This is a genomic window from uncultured Desulfovibrio sp., from assembly GCF_949282365.1.
GTDB lineage: Bacteria > Desulfobacterota > Desulfovibrionia > Desulfovibrionales > Desulfovibrionaceae > Desulfovibrio.
Map to the genome: position 1 here is coordinate 1 of NZ_CASDOY010000030.1, position 23,104 is coordinate 23,104.

Annotated in this window: 18 protein-coding genes; 8 read left to right on the forward strand and 10 right to left on the reverse strand. The window is 68.0% G+C overall.

The window, feature by feature from the left end; all coding sequences use genetic code 11:
- Positions 1-585: 585 nt before the first annotated feature.
- From Q1X76_RS06925 to Q1X76_RS06935, 3 genes are all read right to left on the reverse strand, one after another.
- The gene (locus Q1X76_RS06925) at positions 586-846 is read right to left on the reverse strand and encodes a hypothetical protein (protein ID WP_300718895.1); all 261 of its coding nucleotides are present in this window, start codon (positions 844-846) and stop codon (positions 586-588) included.
- A gap of 110 nt (positions 847-956) precedes the next feature.
- The gene (locus Q1X76_RS06930; RefSeq protein ID WP_300718896.1) at positions 957-2,384 is read right to left on the reverse strand and encodes a sigma-54 dependent transcriptional regulator; all 1,428 of its coding nucleotides are present in this window, start codon (positions 2,382-2,384) and stop codon (positions 957-959) included.
- 289 nt (positions 2,385-2,673) lie between these two features.
- Positions 2,674-5,196: an ATP-binding protein gene (locus Q1X76_RS06935; RefSeq protein ID WP_300718897.1), complete on the reverse strand. Its 2,523-nt coding sequence runs from the start codon at positions 5,194-5,196 to the stop codon at positions 2,674-2,676.
- Between the two features lie 314 nt (positions 5,197-5,510).
- Here Q1X76_RS06935 and Q1X76_RS06940 point away from each other — a divergent pair, with 314 nt between their 5' ends.
- The 3 genes from Q1X76_RS06940 (at position 5,511) to Q1X76_RS06950 (ending at position 8,956) form a co-directional block, all read left to right on the forward strand.
- Positions 5,511-5,978, forward strand: a complete 468-nt coding sequence (locus Q1X76_RS06940) for a NapC/NirT family cytochrome c (RefSeq protein WP_300718898.1) — start codon at positions 5,511-5,513, stop codon at positions 5,976-5,978.
- Positions 5,971-7,533 (forward strand): ammonia-forming cytochrome c nitrite reductase subunit c552, encoded by a 1,563-nt coding sequence (locus tag Q1X76_RS06945; protein ID WP_300718899.1) that lies wholly within the window; start codon positions 5,971-5,973, stop codon positions 7,531-7,533. The genes Q1X76_RS06940 and Q1X76_RS06945 overlap by 8 nt, the downstream gene beginning before the upstream one ends.
- Before the next feature lie 940 nt (positions 7,534-8,473).
- Entirely contained in the window at positions 8,474-8,956 is a 483-nt protein-coding gene (locus tag Q1X76_RS06950; RefSeq protein WP_300718900.1) for a C40 family peptidase, read from the forward strand.
- Between the two features lie 590 nt (positions 8,957-9,546).
- Here Q1X76_RS06950 and Q1X76_RS06955 read toward each other — a convergent pair.
- Positions 9,547-10,362, reverse strand: coding sequence for a DsbA family protein (locus Q1X76_RS06955; RefSeq protein ID WP_300718901.1), 816 nt, complete (start codon positions 10,360-10,362; stop codon positions 9,547-9,549).
- An 8-nt stretch (positions 10,363-10,370) separates the two neighbouring features.
- Positions 10,371-10,772, reverse strand: a complete 402-nt coding sequence (locus tag Q1X76_RS06960; RefSeq protein ID WP_300718902.1) for a response regulator — start codon at positions 10,770-10,772, stop codon at positions 10,371-10,373.
- Between the two features lie 666 nt (positions 10,773-11,438).
- On the opposite strand from Q1X76_RS06960, the gene Q1X76_RS06965 reads away from it, so the two are divergent.
- Entirely contained in the window at positions 11,439-11,849 is a 411-nt protein-coding gene (locus tag Q1X76_RS06965; RefSeq protein ID WP_300718903.1) for a hypothetical protein, read from the forward strand.
- 43 nt (positions 11,850-11,892) lie between these two features.
- Entirely contained in the window at positions 11,893-12,678 is a 786-nt protein-coding gene (locus Q1X76_RS06970) for an AAA family ATPase (protein WP_300718904.1), read from the forward strand.
- Positions 12,679-13,282: 604 nt separating this feature from the next.
- Here Q1X76_RS06970 and Q1X76_RS06975 read toward each other — a convergent pair.
- Complete coding sequence (locus tag Q1X76_RS06975; RefSeq protein ID WP_300718905.1) at positions 13,283-13,684, reverse strand: hypothetical protein; 402 nt, start codon at positions 13,682-13,684, stop codon at positions 13,283-13,285.
- Between the two features lie 79 nt (positions 13,685-13,763).
- Between Q1X76_RS06975 and Q1X76_RS06980 the strand changes: the two genes are divergently transcribed.
- Entirely contained in the window at positions 13,764-14,774 is a 1,011-nt protein-coding gene (locus tag Q1X76_RS06980) for a ParB/RepB/Spo0J family partition protein (protein WP_300718906.1), read from the forward strand.
- Positions 14,775-15,184: 410 nt separating this feature from the next.
- On the opposite strand, the gene Q1X76_RS06985 is transcribed toward Q1X76_RS06980, so the two are convergent.
- Positions 15,185-16,693, reverse strand: coding sequence for a transcription antitermination factor NusB (locus tag Q1X76_RS06985; RefSeq protein WP_300718907.1), 1,509 nt, complete (start codon positions 16,691-16,693; stop codon positions 15,185-15,187).
- A 24-nt stretch (positions 16,694-16,717) separates the two neighbouring features.
- Positions 16,718-17,542: a DUF116 domain-containing protein gene (locus Q1X76_RS06990; protein ID WP_300718908.1), complete on the reverse strand. Its 825-nt coding sequence runs from the start codon at positions 17,540-17,542 to the stop codon at positions 16,718-16,720.
- A 721-nt stretch (positions 17,543-18,263) separates the two neighbouring features.
- Here Q1X76_RS06990 and Q1X76_RS06995 point away from each other — a divergent pair.
- Together Q1X76_RS06995 and Q1X76_RS07000 are read left to right on the forward strand one after the other, a co-directional pair.
- Entirely contained in the window at positions 18,264-18,539 is a 276-nt protein-coding gene (locus tag Q1X76_RS06995) for a metal-sensing transcriptional repressor (RefSeq protein WP_300718909.1), read from the forward strand.
- Between the two features lie 174 nt (positions 18,540-18,713).
- On the forward strand, positions 18,714-20,582 hold the full coding sequence (locus Q1X76_RS07000) for a cation-translocating P-type ATPase (RefSeq protein ID WP_300718910.1): 1,869 nt from the start codon (positions 18,714-18,716) through the stop codon (positions 20,580-20,582).
- A gap of 416 nt (positions 20,583-20,998) precedes the next feature.
- Here the strand turns inward: Q1X76_RS07000 and Q1X76_RS07005 are convergent, their stop codons facing one another.
- Together Q1X76_RS07005 and Q1X76_RS07010 are read right to left on the reverse strand one after the other, a co-directional pair.
- The gene (locus tag Q1X76_RS07005) at positions 20,999-22,873 is read right to left on the reverse strand and encodes an autotransporter outer membrane beta-barrel domain-containing protein (protein WP_300718911.1); all 1,875 of its coding nucleotides are present in this window, start codon (positions 22,871-22,873) and stop codon (positions 20,999-21,001) included.
- A partial coding sequence (locus Q1X76_RS07010; RefSeq protein WP_300718912.1) for a hypothetical protein occupies positions 22,854-23,104 on the reverse strand: 251 nt, incomplete at its 5' end. The genes Q1X76_RS07010 and Q1X76_RS07005, both read right to left, overlap by 20 nt.

Consider the following 23,104-nt stretch of genomic DNA (forward strand, 5'->3'; position numbering starts at 1 on the left):
CGTCGCAACGGGCACGGCCCTGCGGGCCGCCATCCGGTCGCGCGTTGCTGTCGATGCCCGTAGCTTCCTTCGTCGCAACGGGCACGGCCCTGCGGGCCGCCATCCGGTCGCGCGTTGCTGTCGATGCCCGCAGCTTCCTTTCCCGCGCCGGGGGAGCCGTGTCGCCCGCGTGAAGCGTCGCTGTGCCGCTCCCCGGGGCACGGACCGCGCACACAACAAAAGACCACCCGCAAAGCGGGTGGTCTTTTGTTGTGTGCCTGTCCATTCCCTGCCTGGCAGGGGGCAACAGGGCAAAATCCTGCGGAAGCCCGGAACATGCCGGGGGCTTTCGCAGGCTGTGCAACTACGCAGGAAGGCACGCGCTCCCGCCGTGTCCGGCGCGATCAGGAGGAACGGCCGTCGCGGCAGGCGAACGGCGGGCGGCGACGGCAAAGGCATCCGGGAGAACAGGCACGGCCGTGGAGGACGCGCGCAAAGGGCGCGACGGACCAGGGCGGACCATGCCGCCGTCAGAGCCGGAAAAAACAGCGCGACAGCGCCCGCCGGGCGTTCAGCCCCGACAACGGCGGGCGTCCCGTGAAAACGCTATTCGTCCTCGTCCCAGGAGGAGGCGTCGTCCACCAGGGTGTAACCGCGGACCTGGATATAATTGACCTCGTCCACCTGCTCCAGCAGACCGGTCACTTCCACCAGGGCGCTCACCTCGTCCGCCAGATCGGCACCGGCGCCGCGAGGGATAATGCGGTATTCCACATCGTCCTGCATGACGGCCACACGGGCCTGCCGCGCATCGGAAGCGCGCGGCACAGAACAGACATAGCCTTTCACGGTAATGGGATTGCTCATGCCTAGGTAATCCTTTCTCACGAAGCTGGGGAATTCCCCTTCTCCCCTTGTAGCCGCTTTCCCGGCCTGCCGCAAGCCTTTGCGCGCTTTTGGGGCGGCGCTCGGCCGCATCAGAGGCCATATTTTTTCAGCAGCTCGTACCAGTGCCCGCGCGAGATCCCGGCCAGGGCGGCCGCGGCCCGGGCGTCATCGCCGCACAGGGCCCGCACCCGCCGCACATAGCGGCCTTCGGCCTCCTGTTTCCACTGGCGCAGGGTCGGCAGGGCCGGCACAGGCCCCTCCGCGGGCAGGCCGTCCCGGCCAAAGGAGTTTTCCGGGGCGGCCGACAGGGAGGACGGGGCGCTTTCCCCGGCCGCGCCCCCGCGTCCGGCGCGGCTGCGGGCCACGGCCACGCGCACGCCGGTGGCCAGATGAGCGGGCAGGAGCGTCCGGGCCTGCTCCGCCGCCAGACAGGCCCGCTCCAGGGTGTGGAAGAGCTCGCGCACATTGCCCGGCCAGTCATAGTCGCACAGCATGTCCAGCAGCAGGGGGGAGAGCTCCTTTTCCTCCATGCCGTTGCGGCGGCAGCAGCGCAGCACGGCCTGCCGCGCCAGCAGGGGGATCTCGTCCCGTCGCCTGCGCAGGGGCGGGATCACGATGGTCATGCCCTGCAGGCGGTAGAGCAGATCCTTGCGGAAGCGCCCCTCGGCGACCATGGCGTCCAGATCCTGATTGGTGGCCGCCACCAGACGGAAATCGCTCTCCACCTCGCGCACTTCGCCCACCGGCCGGAAGCGGCGCAGCTCCAGGGCGCGCAAAAAGGCCCCCTGTATGGCCTGCGGCAGATCGCCCACCTCGTCCAGGAACAGCGTGCCCTGATGCGCCGCCAGCAGCAGGCCCTCGCGGGCCCGCTCCGCCCCGGTGAAGGCCCCGCGCGCATGGCCGAAAAGATGGCTCTCCACCAGGGTCTCCGGCAGGGAGGCGCAGTCCACGGCCACGAAAGGCCGCGAGGCCCGGGCGCTGTTGCGGTACAGCGTGCGGGCGAACAGCTCCTTGCCCACGCCCGTCTCGCCCAGCAGCAGCACGTTGACGTCACTGCCCGCCGCCTGTTCCAGCTGGGCCAGCACCGCCTGCATGGCCGGGCTGCCGCCAGCCACCTGGCCCGGCTCCAGTTCCAGGCCCCGGCGCGTCTGCCGCCGGGCGCGCGCCTCCAGCACATGGGTCAGGGTCTCCTCCACATCGCGCACCCGCACCGGCTTCATGAGGAAATCCCAGACCCCGCCGCGCAGGGCCTTCTCCGCCGCGTCGCCGTCGCCGTGGCCCGTGATGACCACGATGTCCGGCGCGTCGGGCAGGGCCGTCAGCTGCGGCTGCGCGTCCAGACCGTTGCCGTCGGGCAGGAGCATGTCCAGCAGGACCACATCCACGCCCGTGGCCGCCAGACGGAGCCCCTCCGCCAGCGTGGCCGCGCACAGGGCCTCGTGCCCCTGACGGCGGCAGGCCACCTCCACCATGGTCCGCATCAGGGCCTCATCATCCACCACCAAAACCCGGGCCATGCCCACCTCCCGTCCCGGCACCCTGCGCCGGGCCCTGTTTTTCCGTTTTCCCACAAAGGACAGCGCGGGCCGCCTGCCCGCCAAAGCCTGCCTGATCGCCACACGGCCGGACCGTCACAGTACCGTCGCGGCACCGTCGCCGGACAGCGCCGTTCTTGGACGGCAGGTGGGCGCGATGCCCGGCAGATGCGGCCCGGATGCGGTGCCGGGTGTGCTGCCGGCTCCCGCGCCGCTGCCGCCCCCCACCATTGCCTGCCGCTGCGGGGCAAGCTCCCGGACGCGCACCGCCTCACGCCTCGTGTTCCGGTCCCGCCTCCCGCTCCAGGGCCTCGGCGGCCCGCACCACGGCCGAAGCGCAGGCCGCCGCGAGCCCTTCCAGCTCCGGCGACGCACAGGGCCCGGCCCCGCCCTCCAGCGCCTGCCGGGCCGCCGTTTCCAGAGCCTGCGCCCGGCAGTGCAGCTCCGTCAGGCAGAGGGTGGCGGCGGAATTCTTCAGGGCATGGGCCGCCCGGCGCAGGGCCTCCAGCCGTGCCCGCGCGGCTGCCGCCCCCTCGCCGGGACACTGCCGGGCCTGTTCCAGAGCCGCGTCCATGCGCGGCAGATCGTCCCGCAGGGCCGTCACCAGGGTGGCCAGCAGGGCCGTATCGCCGTCCACCGCCGCCAGGGCCCCGGCCCTGTCCCAGACAGACTCCCCGGCCCCCACGGACTGACCGCAGGACGGCCCCGAAGACGGCGCGGAGGCAGGGCCGGCGGACGGATCAGGCCCCGGCCCGGAGCCCGCGCCGGAACGCGAGCCGGGGGACGGGACGCCGGATGGACCGCCCGACGGGACACACGACGGGCCGCAGCCGTGCGCCAAGGACGGCGCGGACACGCTCCGGCACGGCGGGGCCGTCCGTGCGGGCACGGCTGCCGGGGCCGCCGGGGCAGCGGCGGTCACGTCCCGCAGCACGCGCAGCAGCAGGGCCATGTCCACCGGCTTGTCCAGAAAAGCCTGCACGCCCAGGGCCCGGAAGCGCTCGGCCTCGTCCGCGCCCAGACCGGCCGAATGGATGATAACCGGCTGCTGCCGGGGCGCGGCGCTCTGTCCGGCGCGGATGCGCTCCAGTACGGCAAGGCCGTCCATGACGGGCATGCGCGCGTCCAGCAATAGCACGTCCCAGGGGCCGCGCGCCAGCAGCTCCAGCAGCCGGCCTCCGTCACAGGCCAGCCCCACGCTGCAGCCCCGCTCCTGCAGGCGGGCCTGCAACAGATAGCGGCCCGCGGCATCGTCCTCGGCCACCAGCACGCGCAGGCCCGTCAGGCGCCCGGGAGCCGGGCCGGAGCCTGTGCCGCACGTCGCGGCGGCCGTCCCGCTGCCTGAGGCCGGGACCTCCAGACGCACTTCCAGGGTGAAGATGCTGCCGCCCCCGGGAGCGGGGGCCACCCGCACGTCGCCGCCCATCTGGCGGGCGATGGTGCGGGCGATGTTCAGGCCCAGGCCCGTGCCCGGCGTGCCGCCCGCGGCCCTGCCCCGCCGGAAGCTCTCGAAGATGCGCGCCTCCTCGCCCGGGGCCAGCCCGGGGCCGCTGTCGCGCACGTCCAGGCGCAGCAGGAACTTGCCGGAGGCCAGGGCCTGCCCGTGAGCGACGATGCGCACCCAGCCCCGTTGCGTGAACTTGACCGCATTGCCCACCAGATTGCCCAGGGCCTGCCGCAGACGGAAACTGTCGCCGCGTACCTGCCGGGGCAGCTCCGGCGACAGTTGGAGCTCCAGGGACAGCTCCTTGCCTTCCGCCGCCGGGCGGTAGAGATCGGCGCAGGCCCGCAGGCAGGCGGGCAGGTCGAAGTCATGCCGCCGCAGGCGCAGGCCGCCCTGCTCCAGCGAGGCATGGTCGGTGATGTCGTCCACCATCTCCAGCAGGGCCCCGCAGGCCCGGCGCAGATAGCCCAGCGCCGTGCGCCGCTGCTCCGGTCCGCTGTCCGGGCTGGCGAGGATGTCGCCGATGCCCGGCAGGGCGGCCAGGGGCGTGCGCATATCGTGGCTGAGGCGGCCCATGAAGGCGCTCTTGAGGCGGCTTTTTTCCTCGGCCCGCTCGCGGCGCAGGGTCAGGCTGCTGGTGATGCCGCCCACGGCCAGCACCCCGGTCAGGGCCAGCAGGCCATAGAGCAGGCCCAGCTCGTGCCGCCGCCGCTCCAGCTCCTGCCTGTAGGCCGCGGCATCCACACTGATGCTGATGCCGCCCAGCATGTCCCCTTCCCGGCTGTCCTTGTGACAGCGCAGGCAGCTCTCCTGCGCGGCCAGCGTCCTGAGCAGACGCAGACGGCCCTGGGGCAGACAGTCCTCCCCGCTGAAAAAGACCTGCCCGCCCTGCGTGGCCGCGGCCAGCATGCGCTGCTCCCAGTCGTCGGCCCGGTTGCCGGGGCGCAGGGGCGCCGTGCCCACGATGGCCAGACGGCTGCCCGCATCCGTGAGCCTTTCGGCCATCTGGCGGCTCATGTAGGCCGGGTTCATGAGCACGAGCGTGCGGCCGTCGGCGGCCGTGAGGGTCCTGTCCTTTTCCGGCAGCCAGGGATTGGGCTCGCCGTACTCGCTCAGGGGCACATAGACGCCGCCGTGCCGGGCGTTCCAGTGACGGGCGTCCATGAGCTGGTGGGCCGTGGCGGCCAGACGGGTGTGGTAGAGCTCCAGCAGGTGCGCTTTTTCGCCCTGCACGGCATGACACCAGAGGCTGAAGGTCAGGGCCAGCCAGGCGGCGCTGGCCAGCACGGGCAGCAGCCAGCGGCGCCAGCGTCCGGTCCCGCCGGGGGGGATGCTCGTGGATGCGGACATGGCTCTCCTCCTCCGGCGCCGTAACGGCCGGACGGGATGTCCCGGCCGCGCAGGCTGCGGGCCGGAGTTGTCATATTTTTCTGAAAATCTGTCCTTTTTTCCTGAAAATCACAAGGACACACAGGAGGAAGCAGCCGGAAACATATGATCAATAGACTGATAATACATGCAAAAAACAAAAATATTTTTTGCCCGCCCCTCTGGCATGTACTTTGCTTCACAAGGGCTGACCGGCGGGGACCGGTCACAGACGCACGCCCTGCGCCTGTCCGCCGGTGCGGGACGGGACGCGGGCATCAACGAAGGAGGATCTTATGGGTACACCCCGCACAGGCCCCTGGCTCAAAATCTTTTTGGGCGGTCTGGCAGCGGGCGCGGCACTGCTGGCCGTGATGGCCTTCGCCATGGTCTCGACGGACCAGCGGCCATTCTGCGCCAGTTGCCATATCATGCAGGAGGCCGCCGTGACGCACAAGCTGTCCACGCATGCCAAGCTCGCCTGCAACGAATGCCACGCCCCACACGATCTGCTGGCCAAACTGCCGTTCAAGGCCCGGGAAGGGCTGCGCGACTTCATGGGCAACGTGTCCGGCAAGGACATCCCCCGCCCGCTCAGCCTGCGCACCCGCGACGTGGTCAACGAAAACTGCAAGGCCTGCCACACGGCCACCAACAGCCAGGTGGCCAGCATGGACGCCAAGCCCTATTGCGTGGACTGCCACCGCAACGTGGCCCACATGCGCCACAAGCCCATCAGCACAAGGACGGTTGCTTATGACTAATCGAAACTTCGGCCTTGCCCTTGCGGCCGCGGCCCTGCTGGCACTGCCCCTGCTGGGCGGCTGCCAGGATGTGGACACCGAGTTGAAGGCCCCGGAATACAAGACAGGCCTGCCCGAGAGCGAGACGCGCATCTCCGCCTACAAGGAAGCCTTCCCCCATCAGTACGCCTCGTACCAGAAAAACAACGAAAGCTCCGTCATGACCGAGTACAAGGGCTCGGTGCCCTTCCACAAGAATGACGACGTGAACCCCCTGCCCAGGGGCTACAAGCACGCCCAGCCCTACCTGAAGAACCTCTGGCTGGGCTATCCCTTCATGTACGAGTACAACGAGGCCCGCGGCCACACCTATGCCGTCAAGGACTTCGTCAACATCGACCGCATCAACCGCTATGCGGAAAAGGGCGGCCTGCCCGCCACCTGCTGGAACTGCAAGACCCCCAAGATGATGGAATGGGTGGGCAAGTACGGCGACGCCTTCTGGACCAAGGACGTCAACACCTTCCGCGGCAAGGACGCCATCAGCGAGATGGACGAGACCATCGGCTGCAGCAACTGCCACGACCCCGCCACCATGGAGCTGCGCCCCTACTCCGAACCGCTCAAGGACTGGCTGAAGCGCTCCGGCAAGGACTGGGCCAAGCTCTCGCGCAACGAAAAGCGCACCCTGGTCTGTGCCCAGTGCCATGTGGAATACTACTTCACCCACAAGGACAACGGCCCGGCCGGCCGCCCTGTCTTCCCCTGGGACAAGGGCTTCGGCCCCGGCGACATGTATGAATACTACAAGAGCCACGGCCCCAGACAGGCCGACGGCAGCAGCGCGCCCTTCAGCGACTGGGTGCACGCGGCCTCCAAGGTGCCCATGATCAAGATGCAGCATCCCGAATACGAGACCTTCATCGACGGCACCCACGGCGCGGCCGGCGTCTCCTGCGCGGACTGCCACATGCCCTACCAGCGCGTGGACGGCAAGAAGGTCTCCAGCCACTGGATGACCTCGCCCCTCAAGGATCCCGAACTGCGCGCCTGCCGCCAGTGCCATGCCGACAAGACCGCCGACTACCTGCGCGGCCGCGTGCTCTATACCCAGGAAAAGACCTTCGCCCAGCTGCTCAAGGCCCAGGAAGAATCCGTGCGCGCCCACGAGGCCGTGCGCCTGGCCAACGCCACGCCCGCCGACCAGCGCGCCGCCGATTACGACAGCCTGATGGCCGAAGCCCGCGAGATGGTGCGCAAGGGCCAGCTCTACTGGGACTATGTGTCCGCCGAGAACAGCGTGGGCTTCCATAACCCCGCCAAGGCCCTGGATACGCTCATGAGCTCCATGGAATACAGCCAGAAGGCCGTGGCCCTGGCCCAGCAGGCCACCAATTACAGCATCAGTCCCGCCCTGGCCGGCGACATCAGGAAGATCGTGCCGCCCATCCTGGACATGAGCCGCAAGCTGCAGCAGGATGCCGACTTCCTGCAGCAGAACCCCTGGACGCGCCTGCTGCCCGTGCTGCCCAAGGCGGAACAGGTCTGGAACGGCCAGGAACTGAGCAGCCGCTAGGGACGGGACAGGACACGCGGGCCGGAGCGACAGCGACGACGACCCGTACCGCAGGCCGCTGCCCGGAGAAAAGGGCGACGGCCCGTCTCCGCCCGGAACAGGGCCCGCCTGCCCCGACGCCGCACGCCGGGGCAATGCGGCAACAGCCAAGGCAACGCCTGGCGACGACCCGTGCCGCGACCCGAGGCAAAAACACGGCTGCCCGGGAGCGCTTCCCCCGTCCGTCCGGCACGCGAAGGACGAGGAACGGCCGGTGACGGCCCGCACCGCTCCCGGGCCACCGGATCAAAGGACCATCTGCCGACGTCCGGCACGCGGCCGGACGCCCCTCCTCACCGGGGCCCCGCACGGGGCCCCTTTTTTCGTGCCCGGCCCGGCACGCTGTCCGACCATACACGGGACAGGCCGGGGATCCCATGACGGCCGCCACGAACGGGAGGGAAACGCCCTGCGGCCCGCCTGCCCGTGTCCCGCGCCCTCCCTGACGGCGCAAACGGCATGGCAGGTGACGGGAAAACCCGCTGCCGGCGCGACACGGCCAATTTGCTGCCGCCGGTATCTGCCGGCGGGACCGGGCCGCGGCTCCGAAGGGAAGCGCCCTTTTCCCCGGGCGGGAGCCCGCCCTGCGTACGGGCGTCCGCCGGAGACTGCGGACAGGCCCCGCAGCGCGGAGGCGGCATCCCGGCGCGGCCCCGCCCTGCGCAGCGTGAAAATTTTGACGCCCGGGCCGTTTCATGCGAAAATCCCGACAGCTGTGCGGCCCCGGGCAGGATGGGCCGTTGAAAAAATTTTTCCTGCGACTTCCCGCAGTTATGGCATTTTTTCCTGTCGTTCCGCTTTCTGCGCCGGTTGGCCCGATATTTGCTTTTTTTCTCAAAAAAAGGATTTTTCGACGGCCATCCCCCCGCCGTGACTCTCAAACTTGCAGGCAGAACGGATCATGAGAAGCTCTTGCCGTCTTTTTCAGATATTCCTGCTGGCCCTGATCCTGGGGAGCCTGTCGGGCTGCGCCATGTTCCAGCCCGACGATCCCGGCTACAATGACCCCAGAAAGGCCCAGAACATCGTCCGCACGGCCTCCAGCCAGGAAGGCAAGCAGTACCGCATGGGCGGGGCCTCGCCCTCGCGCGGTTTCGACTGCTCCGGCCTGATCTGGTGGGCCTACCGCCAGAACGGGCTCAAGGTGCCGCGCATCACCGCCGACCAGGCCAGGGCCGGCTATGCCGTGCCCAAGAGCCAGCCCAAGCCCGGGGACATCATGGTCTTCCGCACCAGCAACGGCCCCCGGGGCCTGCATACGGGCATCTATGCCGGCAACAACACCTTCATCCACAGCCCGCGGCGCGGCAAGACCGTGCGCCGGGAAAACATGCAGCCCTACTGGGGCAACAAGCTCATCGCCGTGCGCCGCATCATCATCTGAGCGCGGTCCCTCCCCATGCCGAACAGCGCGGGAGACCGCGCTTTTTTATGGCCTATGGTGCGCGGTGGCGGATCGGCATCTTGCCATCAGCCAGATTTTGACGTAGCGTTGTCCGTGATTTCCGCGATATCTTCGCGAGCCATAGCGTGCTAAGATCGACGGGCGTTTCGCCGCGCCTGACCTTCACATAAAGGGCAGCCTCCGGGCTGCCCTTTTTCCGTTCCGCCAAGCTCCGCAACTCCCCGCCACGAGACCGGGACGCGAAACAGCCCGCCAGGCGGACGATCCGTCTGACGGGCTGCATGAGCGCCGGTATCCGGTCGCTCTGTCCGCCCCGGCGGGGCGGACGGCAATGTGGCACGGGGGCCGTGCCCGTTGGCCGCAAGGCCTTACGGGCATCGACAGCAACGCGCGACCGGATGGCGGCCCGCAGGGCCGTACCCGTTGCGACGCAGGAAGCTACGGGCATCGACAGCAACGCACGACCTGATGGCGGCCCGCAGGGCCGTGCCCGTTGCGACGCAGGAAGCTACGGGCATCGACAGCAACGCAAAGGTGTCCCTTCCCCTCAAAACAAAACGTCATGGGTCCTAGCGCGCCGCCTCCAGGGCGATGTCCACGGCGGCCGAGAACAGGGGCTCGGACAGCGCCCCGCGCACCATCAGGCCATTGACCAGAAAGCAGGGCGTGCCGTCGATATTGAGTTTTTTGGCATCATCCAGATCCTGGGCGATGATCCTGGCCGTCCTGTCGCTGGAGGCGTCCTTTTTCAGACGCTCCCTGTCCAGGCCCAGCTTGCCGCAGACCTCGTCCACGAACTTCTGGCCGTCCAGCAGCAGGCGGTCGCGGTCGGCGTACATGGCGTCGTAGAATTTCCAGGCCTTGCCCTCGTCCTGCCGGGCCACGGCCACGAAATAGCGGGCCGCCAGCATGCCGGGGCCCTGTTCGTCCAGCGGCATGTGCTTGAAGACCAGGCTCACGTTCCGGCCGTATTTTTTCAGGACGGCATCCAGCACCTGGGTGGCCTGCTGACAGTAATGGCAGGTGAAGTCCGAAAAGGCCACGATGCGCACCGGCGCCGAGGCCCGGCCCTTGACGGGGCGGTCCGACAGCGCGATCTGCTTCTGCGGCGTGTTCTTCACTTCCTTGCGCCACTGGGCCTCGAGCGCGGCCTTGCGGCGGGCATTGGCGCCTGCCTGGGCGATGTCCAGCACGTCCTCACTGTGCTCGCGCAGGACGTCCAGGACCAGCTCGGGATGCTCGCGCAGCAGGCTTTCCAGCATTTGTTTCAGGTTGTCGTCAGTGACGGCGGCGGCGCGGGCAGGGCCCGCCTCCATGACGGGGACCAGGCCCGGCACCAGCAGCAGGGCGCCGCCCAGCACCAGGGAACGAAACAGTTTTTTCATGTACGATCCTATGCCACCACGTTGCTTTCCGGCCCTTCCAGGCGGCTCTGCATGGCGGCGTCTTCTATTTTGAACAGGAGCTCGTCGAAGTCCACGGGCTTCATCAGATAGCCGAAAGCGCCCTCGCTCATGGCCTGCACGGCAAGCTGCATGTCCGCATGGCCGGAAAGCAGGATCACCTGCGCCGACGGCCATTGCTGCACCATGGCCCGCAAGGCCGCGATGCCGTCCATATTGGGCATCTTCACGTCCATGACGACGATGGGGAAGGGCTGCTCGCGCATGGCCTCCAGCGCCTGCAGGCCATCCGCCGCCGTGGCGCACTGGTAGCCGCGCCGTACAAGACGCTTGGCCAGCAGTGCCGTCACTTCCTGTTCGTCATCCACCAGAAGAATGCGCGTATCAGCCATGGGACCAACTCCTTGTTGCGATGCGGCGATGATTTTAGCCAGAAATCAGCTCCGGGGCAAGACGCCGCCCGTGGCCGAAGGCGCGACCTGCCGCGCGCCGCTGTGCCGCAAGATCGTACATCCGGCAGGAATGCTTGACTTTTATTTCACAGGCAGGCCCCGGCCCGGCACAGGGGGCCCGCATGCTGCCTCCCGGGGGCCTTGCGGCGGCCCCTGCACCCGCAGGCCGTTCCGCCTGCCGTTTCCGTGCGCCATCCGGTGCCGCCCGCCCTCTCAGCGTGCCGCTCCGGCCCTCCATTTCGTCCCGCCACTCTGCACCGGCATGATCCCCGCACAACATCATGCGGGCCTTCGGCATGACCGGCGCGCTCCTCGCCGCGCCTGCCCGTCCTTACAGGCAGTTTTCTGCCTGATTGGCGGGGAACAGCCCACAGAGGGCCCGCGCCCCGCCCGTCCTCCGCGGCCAATGCTTCCGGCCTCCCTTCGGCCAGTTCACGATCCCGTCCTCAGGCCCGCCCCGTGCGCTGACGCGCAACGTCCGCCCGCGCACGCCCTGCCGGTGTCCGACTGGCCGGCGTCTTTGCCATCGCATGCATGGAGGTCATGCCGTCCCCGCACATGGCGGCCGCAACAGCCGGCCGGCTCCTGCCGTGGCCTGTGCCGAGCATGACTGCGGTCTTCCGCTTTCCGGCACTGACCAAATGTCCTCCGCAGCGCGCCATGCGTCCCGCAACCGCAGCGCATGGCCGCATGTGTCTTGCCGCCGTCCATCCCTGCCTGCCGCATGGCGGGAAAAAACATGGGCCGCATGGCAAAAAAATTCACCCTTCCCCACTCCTTGCGGTCGTCTCCCGGCCATTTCGGCTGCTGTGCCGCGTTTCGCGCCACAGCGCCTGTTTTGACTATTTTCAACGAATCTGGACGACTAGCCCAAACTGCGCACCTGGACATGCCATTGAAGACGGCATTTTTTATTGCGAACCGTTCAACGCTTCCCATTTGCCGGTCTTTTCTTTATTTTTGTTCCGCACGCGACGGTCCGGCATGACGGATCGTGACAATCATTGTTTCCCGTGAAACAGCCCTTCCCTGTTTCCCGTGAAACACATCTGGAGGAAGCATGGCGCGCATCATTTCCATTGCCAATCAAAAAGGCGGCGTGGGCAAGACCACCACCGCCATCAATCTTTCCGCAGCGCTGGCCGTCATGGAAAAACGCGTGCTGCTGGTGGACTGCGATCCCCAGGCCAACAGTACCAGCGGCATCGGGATCGCCCAGGAAGACCTGCACCACGACCTGTACTCCGCCTTCTACAGCCCGGAAAACATCCGCGAAAGCATCAGCACCACCCGCACCCCCTTTCTTGACGTGCTGCCCGCCAGCACCAATCTGGTGGCCGTGGAACTGGAGCTGGTGGACAAGATGGCCCGCGAATTCTACCTGCGCGACTGCCTTGAGCCGCTGATCGGCGATTACGACTACATCATCATCGACTGCCCCCCTTCCCTGGGCCTGCTGACCCTCAACGCCCTCTGTGCCTCGCAGGAACTGCTCATCCCCCTGCAATGCGAATTTTTTGCCCTGGAAGGTATCGTCAAACTGCTGCAGACCTTTGAACTGGTCAAAAAGCGCCTCAATCCCCGGCTGAACCTGCTGGGCGTCGTGCTGACCATGTATGATGCCCGCAACCGGCTGACGCGTGAGGTGCGCGACGAAGTGCAGCGCTGCTTCCCGGAACACATGTTCGAGACCGTCATCCCGCGCAATGTGCGCCTTTCCGAAGCGCCCAGCCACGGCAAATCCATCATCCATTACGATATCAAGTCCAAGGGGGCCGAGGCGTACCTCAATCTGGCCAGGGAAGTGGCCCTGCGCGACACGGCCCGCATGCCGCAGCCGCGCTAGCCCCGTGCGTGCGCAGCCGGAGGAAGGCCCCGCCACAGCACCGGCGACGGACGGCGAACAGCACCTGCGGGCGACACTTGCGGACACGGCCCTGCGTGTGCGGGAGCGCCCCGACCGTCCCGGACCGGTGCCGCTGCAGATGGATGCGGCCCTGCGACGGACGGGCCATCTCTCCAGGATACTGTGGAAAGCCTGCGAAAAACACGATCCTGCGGGCACGGACGACCCGCCCGGCACGGGCATGATACGGACAGACCCGGATGGGCTGCCCTCCCGGCAGGCACCCACGCCCGTCGTGCCCCGTCGACACAGGCAGGCCTCCGTCCGTCGCAGACACCCCGTCCGCCCGGGTGCGTCCGCTCCGTGCCCGGCACTTTCCGGGGCCTGACCGCTCCGCTTCCGGGGCGCGCCCGATACGGCGCCCCGTGTCCGGCAGGAGATCCCGGCAGGCTGCCCGGTACATGTTGCGGCCGCCTTTGACCAGCCTCCGCCGGAACGCAGGTCCGTAGCGCAGCCCGCGCCCTGCCCGCTCCGGGGACGCGGACATGAAAAAAGCCGGGCAGGACCCGGCGGGAAAACGGAAAGAAAACTGGCGCCCGGCGCGCTAATCGGGATTGTAGGGCGTGCACTCCACGGCCATATGATCCCGGAAGTGCTTGTGCCGTACCGTGGACTGGCAGTGCTTGCAGCGAAAGACCAGCAGGCCGCCCAGGTTGGCCGTGGTCAGGTGGAAGGGATGCGCGGGGTCGTTGCGCCAGTCGGCGGTATGGGCGCCGCAGTGCGGGCAGGTGACCTCAGGGCTGTAGGGATAGCGGAAATCCCAGAACTGGAGCAGACGCTCAAAATCGGCGATGGGTTCCTCGTTCAGATGCGCCAGGGGGGGCTCCATGGCCTTCAGGGCCTTGACGACGGCCGCCTCGCAGTGCGACCACAAGGCGGCGGAGAGCTGCACCCCTTCCAGATTTCCCTGACGGTCGGTCAGGTAAAGAAGATGTTTGTCGGACATGGTTTCCTCTGGTCAGAAGTTTTGGGGCAATCACTGTCTAAAAAGTGCCGCCAGCACGGCATGATGTCAAGGAGAGAGCATGAGTAGCAAAGGCCTCGGTCGCGGTCTGGACGCCCTGTTGCGCCGCACGGACAGGGAAATGGGGAGCGGCGGCGCAAAAGACAGCCTGCCTGACGGCAACGGCGGCCCCAACCCGCCCGCCCTGCTGCCCCTGTCCTGCCTGCACGCCAATCCCAACCAGCCCCGGCACAGCTTCGATGCGGAAGCCCTCAACGAGCTGGCCGACTCCATCCGCGAGCAGGGCATCATCCAGCCCCTGCTGGTGCGCCCGCTGGCGGGCCGTCCCGGCCATTACCAGATCGTGGCCGGCGAACGCCGCTGGCGCGCCGCCCGGCAGGCGGGCCTCGGCGAGGTGCCCGTCTATGTGCGCGACCTGAGCGACGCCGAAGTCATGGCCGCCGCCCTGATCGAAAACCTGCAGCGCGAAGACCTCAACCCCATGGAAGAGGCCCGTGCCCTGCTCCTGCTGCGCGATACCCTCCAGCTCACCCAGGAGGCCCTGGCCGCGCGTCTCGGCAAGAGCCGCCCCGCCATAGCCAATGCCCTGCGCCTGCTCCAGCTGGCCCCCGCGGCCCAGCAGGACCTCAGCAGCGGCCGCATCAGCGCGGGGCACGCCCGCTGCCTGCTGGCCCTGGGGAGCGACCAGCAGGCCCTGGCCGCTGCCGAAGTGCTGCGCGCCCATATCATCAGCGACGGCCTGAGCGTGCGCCAGGCCGAGGAAGCCGTGAGCCTCTGGCGCGAAGAACAGCGCCTGCCCTGGGATGCCGTGCCCCTCGCGCCGTCCAGGCCCGCGCCCGCCACGCGCAAAAAAACGCCCCAGATCATGGCCCTGCAAAAAAGCCTCTGCTCCGCCCTGCCCTGCAAGGCCCGCATCAACGGCGATATGGAAAGCGGCCGCATCACCCTGCGCTATACGAGCCCCCGGGAACTGGAAGCCCTGCTGCGCCACCTGCGCTGCCCCGCCCCCGAAGAGGAGAACAACGGCGAGGCCATCGCCGCTCCCGTGGACGCCCAGACCCCCCGGCAGTAGGCGAAAGGCAAGGATATCAGCGAGAGGGGAAGGGGCGTTTTTTGCAAGAACTGCCCCCTTCCCCTCTCGCACTCCCCCCATCCCTGAAAAAACATTTCTTCCGCTCCGGCCCAAAGGTCCCCGTCGTTGCCTGAAAGACCTGTGATTCCCCCCACCGGATGGCAGGAACAAAAAACGCAGGAGGCAAGGAGCATCTTCTCCAAAGATGCTCCTTGCCTCCTGTCATGATCGCCACGCACACTTCCCGCAAGACGACAGGTCTCCTGTACCGGAGACCGGCAGCTCCCACATGACCGCGCGGCCGTCGAGAACCATCTTTTTTCAAAACAAAGCGCGCTGGGGAAGGGGAGTTTGAGGGGGGGACCCCCCTCGCGCCGGCAGAGGGGTTCCCCCCTCAAGGGCCTTCTTCCCTACCCCCGCCGCCGCAGGCGTGCGCCGAACATGCCTTCCAGCCAGGGGTGGTCGTGGGGCGTCTGCCACTGTGCCAGTCGCTCCACGGCCCCGTCTTCCGCCAGCAGCCAGTCCACGGCCTGTTCGTTCTCCGGCGGATGCAGGGTGCAGGTGACGTAGGCCAGTTCGGCGCCGGGCGCCAGCCGTTCGGCCAGGGCCCTGAGGATGGCGCGTTGCAGGGCCGCGTGTTCGGCAAGGGCCTCCCGGGGACGGCGGCGCAGGTCGGGCCGCCGCGCCAGCACGCCCAGACCGCTGCAGGGCACGTCGGCGATGATGCCGCCCTGCCAGCGGGAGACAGGCGGGCGGGAGGCGTCGGCCAGGGCCAGATGCGGCACGGGCAGGCCCAGACGGCGGCAATGACCCGGCACCTGCCGCAGACGGGAGAGGCTGCGGTCCGTACACAGGCGCACGTCCCCGCCCTGCTCCAGCAACTGCACGCTCTTGCCGCCGTAGCCGGCGCAGGCATCCCAGACAGGCCAGCCGCGCCGCGCCCAGTCCTCCAGCCCCAGGGCGGCCATGATCTCCTGCGAGGCCGCCGCCTGCTGGGAAAGGAGGCCCTGCTCCAGCAGGCGCGCGAGCGGCTCGCCCTGCACGGCGGCGGGCGTCTGGCCCGGCGCGAAGGCCACGCCCCAGCGGCCCACGGCCCGGGCCGCGCCTTCGGGCACAGCGTCCAGCAGGGCCCGACGCAGGGCCCCGGCCTGCTCCCGCGCGGCATTGACGCGCAGGGCCTGCCAGGGACGGGCCCCGGAACGGACCAGCAGGGCCCGGCAGGCGTCGTCGCCGTAGGCCTGACGCCAGAGGGGCGGCAGCCAGCACGGCACGGCATGGAAGCGGGCCAGCCTGAGGTCTTCTTCCGCCACTGCCGCACGGCGCAGCGCGCGGGCAGCGGCCGCGTCAGGGGCAAAAAAGATATCCTCGTCCGCAGGCCCGGCATAGAAATCCGGCCGCTGCACGGCATCGCCCAGGCGCTGCACGGAGCGCAGGCTCGCATTGACGACTTTGGCCAGCCCTGGGCCGTAGAGCTGCCGGGCCAGGTCCACGGCCGTATGCAGCACGGCATGGGCGGGCATGCGATCCAGAAAGAGCAGCGCATACGCCGCCACGGCCAGCAGACGCCGCAGGGGCAGGGGCAGCTTGAGCGGCTGGCGCAGGACGCGGCACAGCACGAAGGCCAGGCGCGGTTCCATGCGCAGGCTGCCGTAGGCCAGTTCCGCGGCCAGATGCCTGTCCCGCCCGTCCGGGCCGCCTTCCTGCCGCCGGGTCGCGTCTTCCAGCACCTGCTGCAAGGCGGCCTGTATGGTGCAGCCCGAGCTGAAGCCCGTATCCAGCAGGCACAGGGCCCGCAGGGCCAGAGCCGGGGCCACGGGCGGCAGCCGGCGCAGGCTCCGGCTTTCCGCCACATGCCCGCCACTGTCGGGGACCGGCTGCCCGCAGGGGGCCAGCCGTGTTTCCTTCTTTGTTCCTATCATATCTATCATTTTGGAATATAATGATTATTTTAAATGTTCCCCGTGTTTCCCATCATCCTCGAGGCCCAGGAACAACCGCACGGCCCCTTCCACGGCCTGCAGGGAGACCAGCGTATCCAGGCAGGGGCCGCAGGGCCGCTGGTTGAGGATGCCGAAGACCGGCAGCGGATAACTGTCCTGGATACCGGACGTCAGGTCCCGCTCGCAGGCCACGGCGACGATCATGCGCGGCCGGGTCTGGATCACGATGCGCCGGGCGATGGTCCCGCCGGTGGCCAGGGCCAGGTGGAAGCCGTAGCGGTCGCGCAGCTGCAGCAGGCCGCCCACCGGGCACTGCCCGCAGCGGCGGCAGAGGTCCACATTGTGGTTGAGGCGATGCGGGCAGGCGCTGCGCTGGATGCAGTGCGGCAACAGCAGGAGCAGGCGGTCGGCCGTGACGCGCGGCCTGTCGGCCAGCACCAGCTCGTTGTTGACCTTGATGAAGGAATGGCGCACCCGCTTGCGCTCCATGCGCACCACCTTGGCCAGCAGTTCCATGAGCGGGAAAAAAAGGCGGATGGTCACATGGCGCACGCTGCCCACCCCGGGCAGGTAGCGCCCCGTGTAGACATGCCAGACCAGGGTGCCGCACATCCAGCCCAGCACCACGATGCCCGCGCCGCCCACCAGCATGCAGAGCAGGGGCAGCCAGGTGAGGGTCTGGCCGTAGTCCGACCAGGGCAGGATCAGGAAGAAGGCCAGCGCCAGGCAGGCCACACAGCACGAGGCCAGCATCAGGCCGATGAAGATGCGCTTGCGTCCGCCGCCGTACTGGCTGGCCGGCAGGGAATAGGGAGATTTGCGTAGCATAGGGCTCCTGTGAGGGTCTTGAACGGCCATACGTCCGAAACGGCCCTCAGATGCCCTGTGCGGCATTTTTTGTCCAAAGCCGCACCGGACATCAAAAAAAGAAAAAAAGAGGCTTATTTCGCGCGCTGTCGCACGGCCGCTGCGAGCCGTCCGCGAACGCGCGGCCCGTGACGTGCAGGCCCGGCAGCCCGGCCACCGTCACCGGACCATCCTACACCAAAGCCCGCCGGGACAACAGGGAGCCCCCCCGCCCCGCCGCAGCGCGCGGACGCACGCACCTTCCCGGCCGCCCGCCACACTGCGGACGCCGCGGACAGCTTCGTCCCCCCTCCAGGACCGGGAACGGCCGCTTGCGGGAGGCGAGCGTTGCTTCCCGCCCGCCCTCCTGGCTGCGGACGGCCACAGCCCCTGAAAGCAGACGTGCGCCACACGGGCAGCGCCAAAACAGGCGCAGGCAAGCGGGCGCGCCCGGCGGCCCCGGCAGGCGCGGGACGAGGCACCCTCCTCCAGCCATGCGGGGATGCGCCGTGACGGAGATATGCAGCCCTGCCCCCCCTGCCGGGGGCAGGCCGCAGCCCTCCGCAGCCTACCACAGCCCGCCGGGAGGCATGGAGCCTGTGTTGCCGTCCCCGCTCCCACGCCCGCCCTGCCCTCGTGTCCCTTCTTGCCACCCTCTTGACAGACGGGCCGCAATAATGTCCCCTGCCTGAAAGGAGACGCTATGAGAAAATGCATGGATGCGGACAACCTGCACCGCCGGATGAAGAAGCTCATGGGCCAGCTGCAGGCCATCGACCAGATGATCGACAAGGACGTGCCCTGCGAGGAGATCCTGATCCAGATCAACGCGGTCAAGGGCGCCCTGCACCGGGTGGGCCAGATCGTGCTGGAGGGGCATCTGCAGCATTGCGTGCGCGACGGCATCGAACACGGGGACGCCGACGCCACCATCGCCGCCTTTGCCAAGGCTGTGGAGCATTTTTCCCGCAGCCGCTAGCCGGAGCCCCCGGCTTTTTTTTTGGCCCCGCCTTGACTACCCATACCCCTATGGGTATATTGAGGCCCTCACGGACATCACCGTCATCATCCTTCATCCCGTCATCCGCCCCATCCGGCAGGCCCTCCGGCGACCGGCAAGAGCAGCCCGCGCAGGGACGGACAAGGAGGTCCCATGCTGGCAGACGTCAAGGAATGGCTCAGGGAAGAACCCCGTCAGGCCCTGGCCCTCGGACTTTCGGCGGCGGCCCTGCTGCTGAGTTTTCTGGAAGTGATCCCCGGCCCCGTGGATCCGGCCTGGCTGGCCGTGCTGCTCTGCGGCGTGCCCATCATCAAGGAAGGGGCCGAAGGCCTGTTCACCCGCTTCGACATCAAGGCCGACGTGCTGGTCTCCCTGGCCCTGCTGGCTTCGGTCATCATCGGCGAGATCTTCGCCGCCGGTGAAGTGGCCTTCATCATGCAGCTGGGCGCCCTGCTGGAAGAACGCACCGTGGCCAAGGCCCGTGCGGGCATCGAACGCCTGGTGCACCTGACCCCGCGCACGGCCCGCCGTCTGGACGGCGACACCGAGGCCGTGATCCCCGCCGAGGACGTGCGCGTGGACGACCTGCTGCGCGTGCTGCCCGGCGAGACCATCCCCGTGGACGGCATCATCGTCGGCGGCCAGACCGCCATCGACCAGTCGGTCATGACCGGCGAATCCCTGCCCGTGGACAAGGGCCCCGGCGATACGGTGTCCAGCGGCACGGTCAACCAGTTCGGGGCCTTTGAGATGCGCGCCGTCAAGGTGGGCGAGGACAGCTCCCTGCAGCGCATGATCCGCCTGGTGCAGTCCGCCGACGCGGGCAAGGCCCGCATCGTGAGTCTGGCCGACCGCTGGGCCACCTGGATCGTGGTCACGGCCCTGACCGCCGCCGCGGGCACCTGGCTGGTGACCGGCGAAGTGCTGCGCGCCGTGACCATCCTGGTGGTCTTCTGCCCCTGCGCCCTGGTGCTGGCCACGCCCACGGCCATCATGGCCGCCATCGGCAACGCCACCCGCCACGGCGTGCTGGTCAAGGAAGGGGACGCGCTGGAGCGTCTGGCCCGCGTCAGGGTCGTGGCCTTCGACAAGACCGGCACCCTGACCCGGGGCACGCCGGGCGTGGTCCATGTGCACAGCGCCCTGCCCCATCTGGACCCGCAGCGCCTGCACGCCCTGACCGCCGCTGCGGAACGGCGCTCCGAACATCCGCTGGGCAAGGCCATCGTGCGGGACGCGGGCACGCGGGACATCCCCGAAGCCGCGGATTTCCGCATGCTGCCCGGGCGCGGCGTCTCCGCCCGCGTGGACGGTCAGGCCCTGCTGGCGGGCAATCCCGCCCTGCTGCGGGACAACGGCATCAGCCTGTCCCCGGCGGACGAGGACGCCGCACGCAAGGCCCTGGACGCGGGCCAGAGCCTCGTCTATGTGGCCCTGGACGGCCGCTTCGCCGGTTTCATCGCCCTGGCCGACAGCCTGCGCCGCACCGCCGCCGCCACCCTGCAGGGCCTGCGGGACGCGGGCGTGTCCACCATGCTGCTGACCGGCGACAACGAAGCCGCGGCCCGCAGCGTCAGCACGGGCCTGGCCCTGGACGGCGTGCGCGCCAACTGCCTGCCCGCCGACAAGCTGGAATGGATCGCCGAGAGCCAGCGTCAGGAACGGCCCGTCTGCATGATCGGCGACGGCATCAATGACGCGCCCGCGCTGAAAAAGGCCTTTGTGGGCGTGGCCATGGGCGGTATCGGCAGCGACATCGCCGTGGATGCCGCCGACATGGCCCTGGTGCATGACGACATCAAGGAACTGCCGCACATCTTCGCCCTGTCCCGGCGCATGATGCGCACCATCACCCTCAACCTGTCCTTTTCCATGATCCTCAATTTCGCGGCCATCTTCCTGGCCATGGGCGGCCTGCTCTCGCCGGTGCTGGGCGCGCTGGTGCACAACGCCGGCTCGGTGCTGGTCATCATCAATTCGGCCCTGCTCCTCAACTGGCGGCAAAAAACAGTCACGGCATAGAACAGCGGCCCGTTCCGTCATCAAGGGGCTCTGTCATCAACGGCCGGGGAAGGCACCGCACTCCCCGGCCGTTTCGTGTGCCCTGCTCCGGCCAGAACGCGATGGGCTTTGTACGGGCACAGTATGGTTCGTACAGGGGCAAGGGCCCCATCCCCCCGATACGTTTTGCCCAGGAAGATGCGAAACGTCAGGCAGGTCATGGCCTTTCCTCCATGACCGCCCATGACCGTCCTCGAAAAAATGGAGGCGCCACAGGCGTACGGGCCTGGCCGGATCACGCCGGATCACATTGTCCGGCAGTGATCATGCAATAACGGTGTCGGGAAGGGAGAAGGAGAGCACGAGGAGGAGAGGGAAAAGCGTTTTTCAAAACGCTTTCCCTCTTTCACGCGCCAGGTCCTCCAGCGCATCGTTCCTTAAAATTCCCACTTGGCCATGAAAGAGCCGGTGTAGCCTTCACGGACGCCGGTATAGCCCTGGACGGAAAGGTCGATGGTCAGGGGGGTCGTCGGAGAGGGCGTCCAGCTGAGGCCCAGTTCGCCGATGCCGGTATCCCCGGTCAGGGACGGGGCGTCGAGGTCGTAGCCAAGGGAGGCAGCGCGGGCCTTGCCGTCGAATTCATGTTCCCAGGCCGCGCCGATGTAGGGGCTGACGTATTCGTTGGCCGCCCAGGTGAGACGGCCGCCGAGGCGCAGGCGGTGCGAGTTCACGGCATCGAAATGCAGGGCCTCACCGGTGGAAAGGTCGGTATCCGCGCTGTCCTGCCATGTCCAGAAATACTTGGCGTGCAGATCGAGGGACAGGGCGTCCGTGAGATCCCAGATATAGCCGAGGCCCGCATGCAGGCTCACATACGGGGTCGTGGTGTCGAAGTCGGCCCGGCGACCGTCGCCGTCGCGCAGATCGTCATTGCGATAGTCGTTATGCAGGCCGCCCGCGCGGGCCGAGGCCTCGGTGTAGACATGGCCGGGGCCGCAGTCGTTGAAGTCCATGCGCGCCAAGAGGCCCGCGCCCATGTACCAGGCGGAACCGTCCCCGCTCACCGAGGCGGCATTGCTGAAAGAGTTGTAGGTACCGATGGCCGCGCTGCCGAACTCGAAAAACATGCCCGCCGTGAACTGGCCGAGCACACTGTCCGCGCCCCAGGCAAGACCGGTGAGCAGGGAAACACCGCTCACGTCGATGTGCGAGCCGGTGTTGTAGCGCGACCAGCCGCCGGAAAGCGCGCCAAAGGCCGCTAGGCCCATTCTCCCCTCGGCCCGGGCGGCCCGCACGGCCCGCCCCGCCGCTTCCATGCCCTTGCCCGCCGCAAGGTCTGCCCCTTGCAAGGTCAGTGCCGTACCGCCCAGATGCCCTTCGGCAAGGGCCTTGGTCTGGGGGTTGACGCTCATTCCGGTCACCTCCGCGTAAATGCTGGTGGCGTCCGTCTTCACGTCCAGATCCGCCGTAAGGGTCACGCCCTGCCGCACATCGGCAAGCTGCTGCGTGGCGAGCGTCAGGTTCGTCGTATTCAGCCCGGCGGCATTGCGGAGGAAGGTAAAGCGATCCCCCACCTTCACCGCCGGCCCATTGCCCGCAATGCCCTGCATGCCGGCGGCAAATGTCGCGGCGTCGCCGGGGGCCATGTCCGTGGTTCCTTCCGTAAGCGTCAGGCCCGTGTCGCCGGGTTTCACCGTGGCGGGCAATTGGAAGGTATACTCCGCAAAATTCTCGATGTTTTTGGCCGTCAGGCCGCTGGTCAGCAGGATCAGATGGTTGCCAGTGATTAGGTCTTTTACCTGGACGCCTGGTGATCTTCCGCCGAAGATCTCGCTGCGGCTCAAATCGGGCGCGCCGGAGAGGATGATCTTGTTGTATGTGGCTGTGGTTCGATCGTTTCCCCTCCCGCCGATGACATTCCCCAACACCGTGCCGCCGCTGATGCTGACCGTGTTGTTCGTGGAGTCGCCAGCATCCGAATATCCGCCGATGACCGCACCCACCGTGCCGCCGGTCACGGTGACCCTATTATTGTAGGCATCCTTAGAGGAATGAGTAATGAAGCCGCCGTAGACATCGCCCTGAACGTCGCTGTCAATGACGACATCACCGCCGGTACCGGTCGTTGAGCCGACGTAGTCGCCGTTGCCGTCCACGGTTCCGCCACTGTTGGCGGCCCCTGCGGGCAGGGGCGGGAGGGCTATCAGGGCACAGCCGAGGGCAAGGGCAAGGGCGCACAGACGGCAGCGGCGCAGCACGGCGCGGTAACGGCTGGTCAGATTGGTGAGGGCGTTACGGCTTTGTTTCAGCATGAGGAACCTCCTTGGGCGGATGGATGATGCGCGACAAAAAGGCCGCGCCCCGCACGGGGGACGGCCTGCGAACGGCGAAAACGAACGGAGACGAAGAAAACAGCGACAGCCCGGTCTGCGTGGCGCTCCACACGCCACGGCAAAAACCGGGAAGCGGCGAGGCGGCGCGCGCCATGCGCGCCCGCGCGGGGCCGGAAACGGCTAGTGAGTGAGTGAGTGAGTGAGTGAGTG

Bases quoted from the DNA above. Each gene is read 5' to 3' on its own strand.
- Q1X76_RS06925 (WP_300718895.1), bottom strand. From the start codon at position 846: ATGAGCAATCCCATTACCGTGAAAGGCTATGTCTGTTCTGTGCCGCGC.
- Q1X76_RS06930 (WP_300718896.1), bottom strand. From the start codon at position 2,384: ATGGCCCGGGTTTTGGTGGTGGATGATGAGGCCCTGATGCGGACCATG.
- Q1X76_RS06935 (WP_300718897.1), bottom strand. From the start codon at position 5,196: ATGTCCGCATCCACGAGCATCCCCCCCGGCGGGACCGGACGCTGGCGC.
- Q1X76_RS06940 (WP_300718898.1), top strand. From the start codon at position 5,511: ATGGGTACACCCCGCACAGGCCCCTGGCTCAAAATCTTTTTGGGCGGT.
- Q1X76_RS06945 (WP_300718899.1), top strand. From the start codon at position 5,971: ATGACTAATCGAAACTTCGGCCTTGCCCTTGCGGCCGCGGCCCTGCTG.
- Q1X76_RS06950 (WP_300718900.1), top strand. From the start codon at position 8,474: ATGAGAAGCTCTTGCCGTCTTTTTCAGATATTCCTGCTGGCCCTGATC.
- Q1X76_RS06955 (WP_300718901.1), bottom strand. From the start codon at position 10,362: ATGAAAAAACTGTTTCGTTCCCTGGTGCTGGGCGGCGCCCTGCTGCTG.
- Q1X76_RS06960 (WP_300718902.1), bottom strand. From the start codon at position 10,772: ATGGCTGATACGCGCATTCTTCTGGTGGATGACGAACAGGAAGTGACG.
- Q1X76_RS06965 (WP_300718903.1), top strand. From the start codon at position 11,439: ATGACTGCGGTCTTCCGCTTTCCGGCACTGACCAAATGTCCTCCGCAG.
- Q1X76_RS06970 (WP_300718904.1), top strand. From the start codon at position 11,893: ATGGCGCGCATCATTTCCATTGCCAATCAAAAAGGCGGCGTGGGCAAG.
- Q1X76_RS06975 (WP_300718905.1), bottom strand. From the start codon at position 13,684: ATGTCCGACAAACATCTTCTTTACCTGACCGACCGTCAGGGAAATCTG.
- Q1X76_RS06980 (WP_300718906.1), top strand. From the start codon at position 13,764: ATGAGTAGCAAAGGCCTCGGTCGCGGTCTGGACGCCCTGTTGCGCCGC.
- Q1X76_RS06985 (WP_300718907.1), bottom strand. From the start codon at position 16,693: ATGATAGGAACAAAGAAGGAAACACGGCTGGCCCCCTGCGGGCAGCCG.
- Q1X76_RS06990 (WP_300718908.1), bottom strand. From the start codon at position 17,542: ATGCTACGCAAATCTCCCTATTCCCTGCCGGCCAGCCAGTACGGCGGC.
- Q1X76_RS06995 (WP_300718909.1), top strand. From the start codon at position 18,264: ATGAGAAAATGCATGGATGCGGACAACCTGCACCGCCGGATGAAGAAG.
- Q1X76_RS07000 (WP_300718910.1), top strand. From the start codon at position 18,714: ATGCTGGCAGACGTCAAGGAATGGCTCAGGGAAGAACCCCGTCAGGCC.
- Q1X76_RS07005 (WP_300718911.1), bottom strand. From the start codon at position 22,873: ATGCTGAAACAAAGCCGTAACGCCCTCACCAATCTGACCAGCCGTTAC.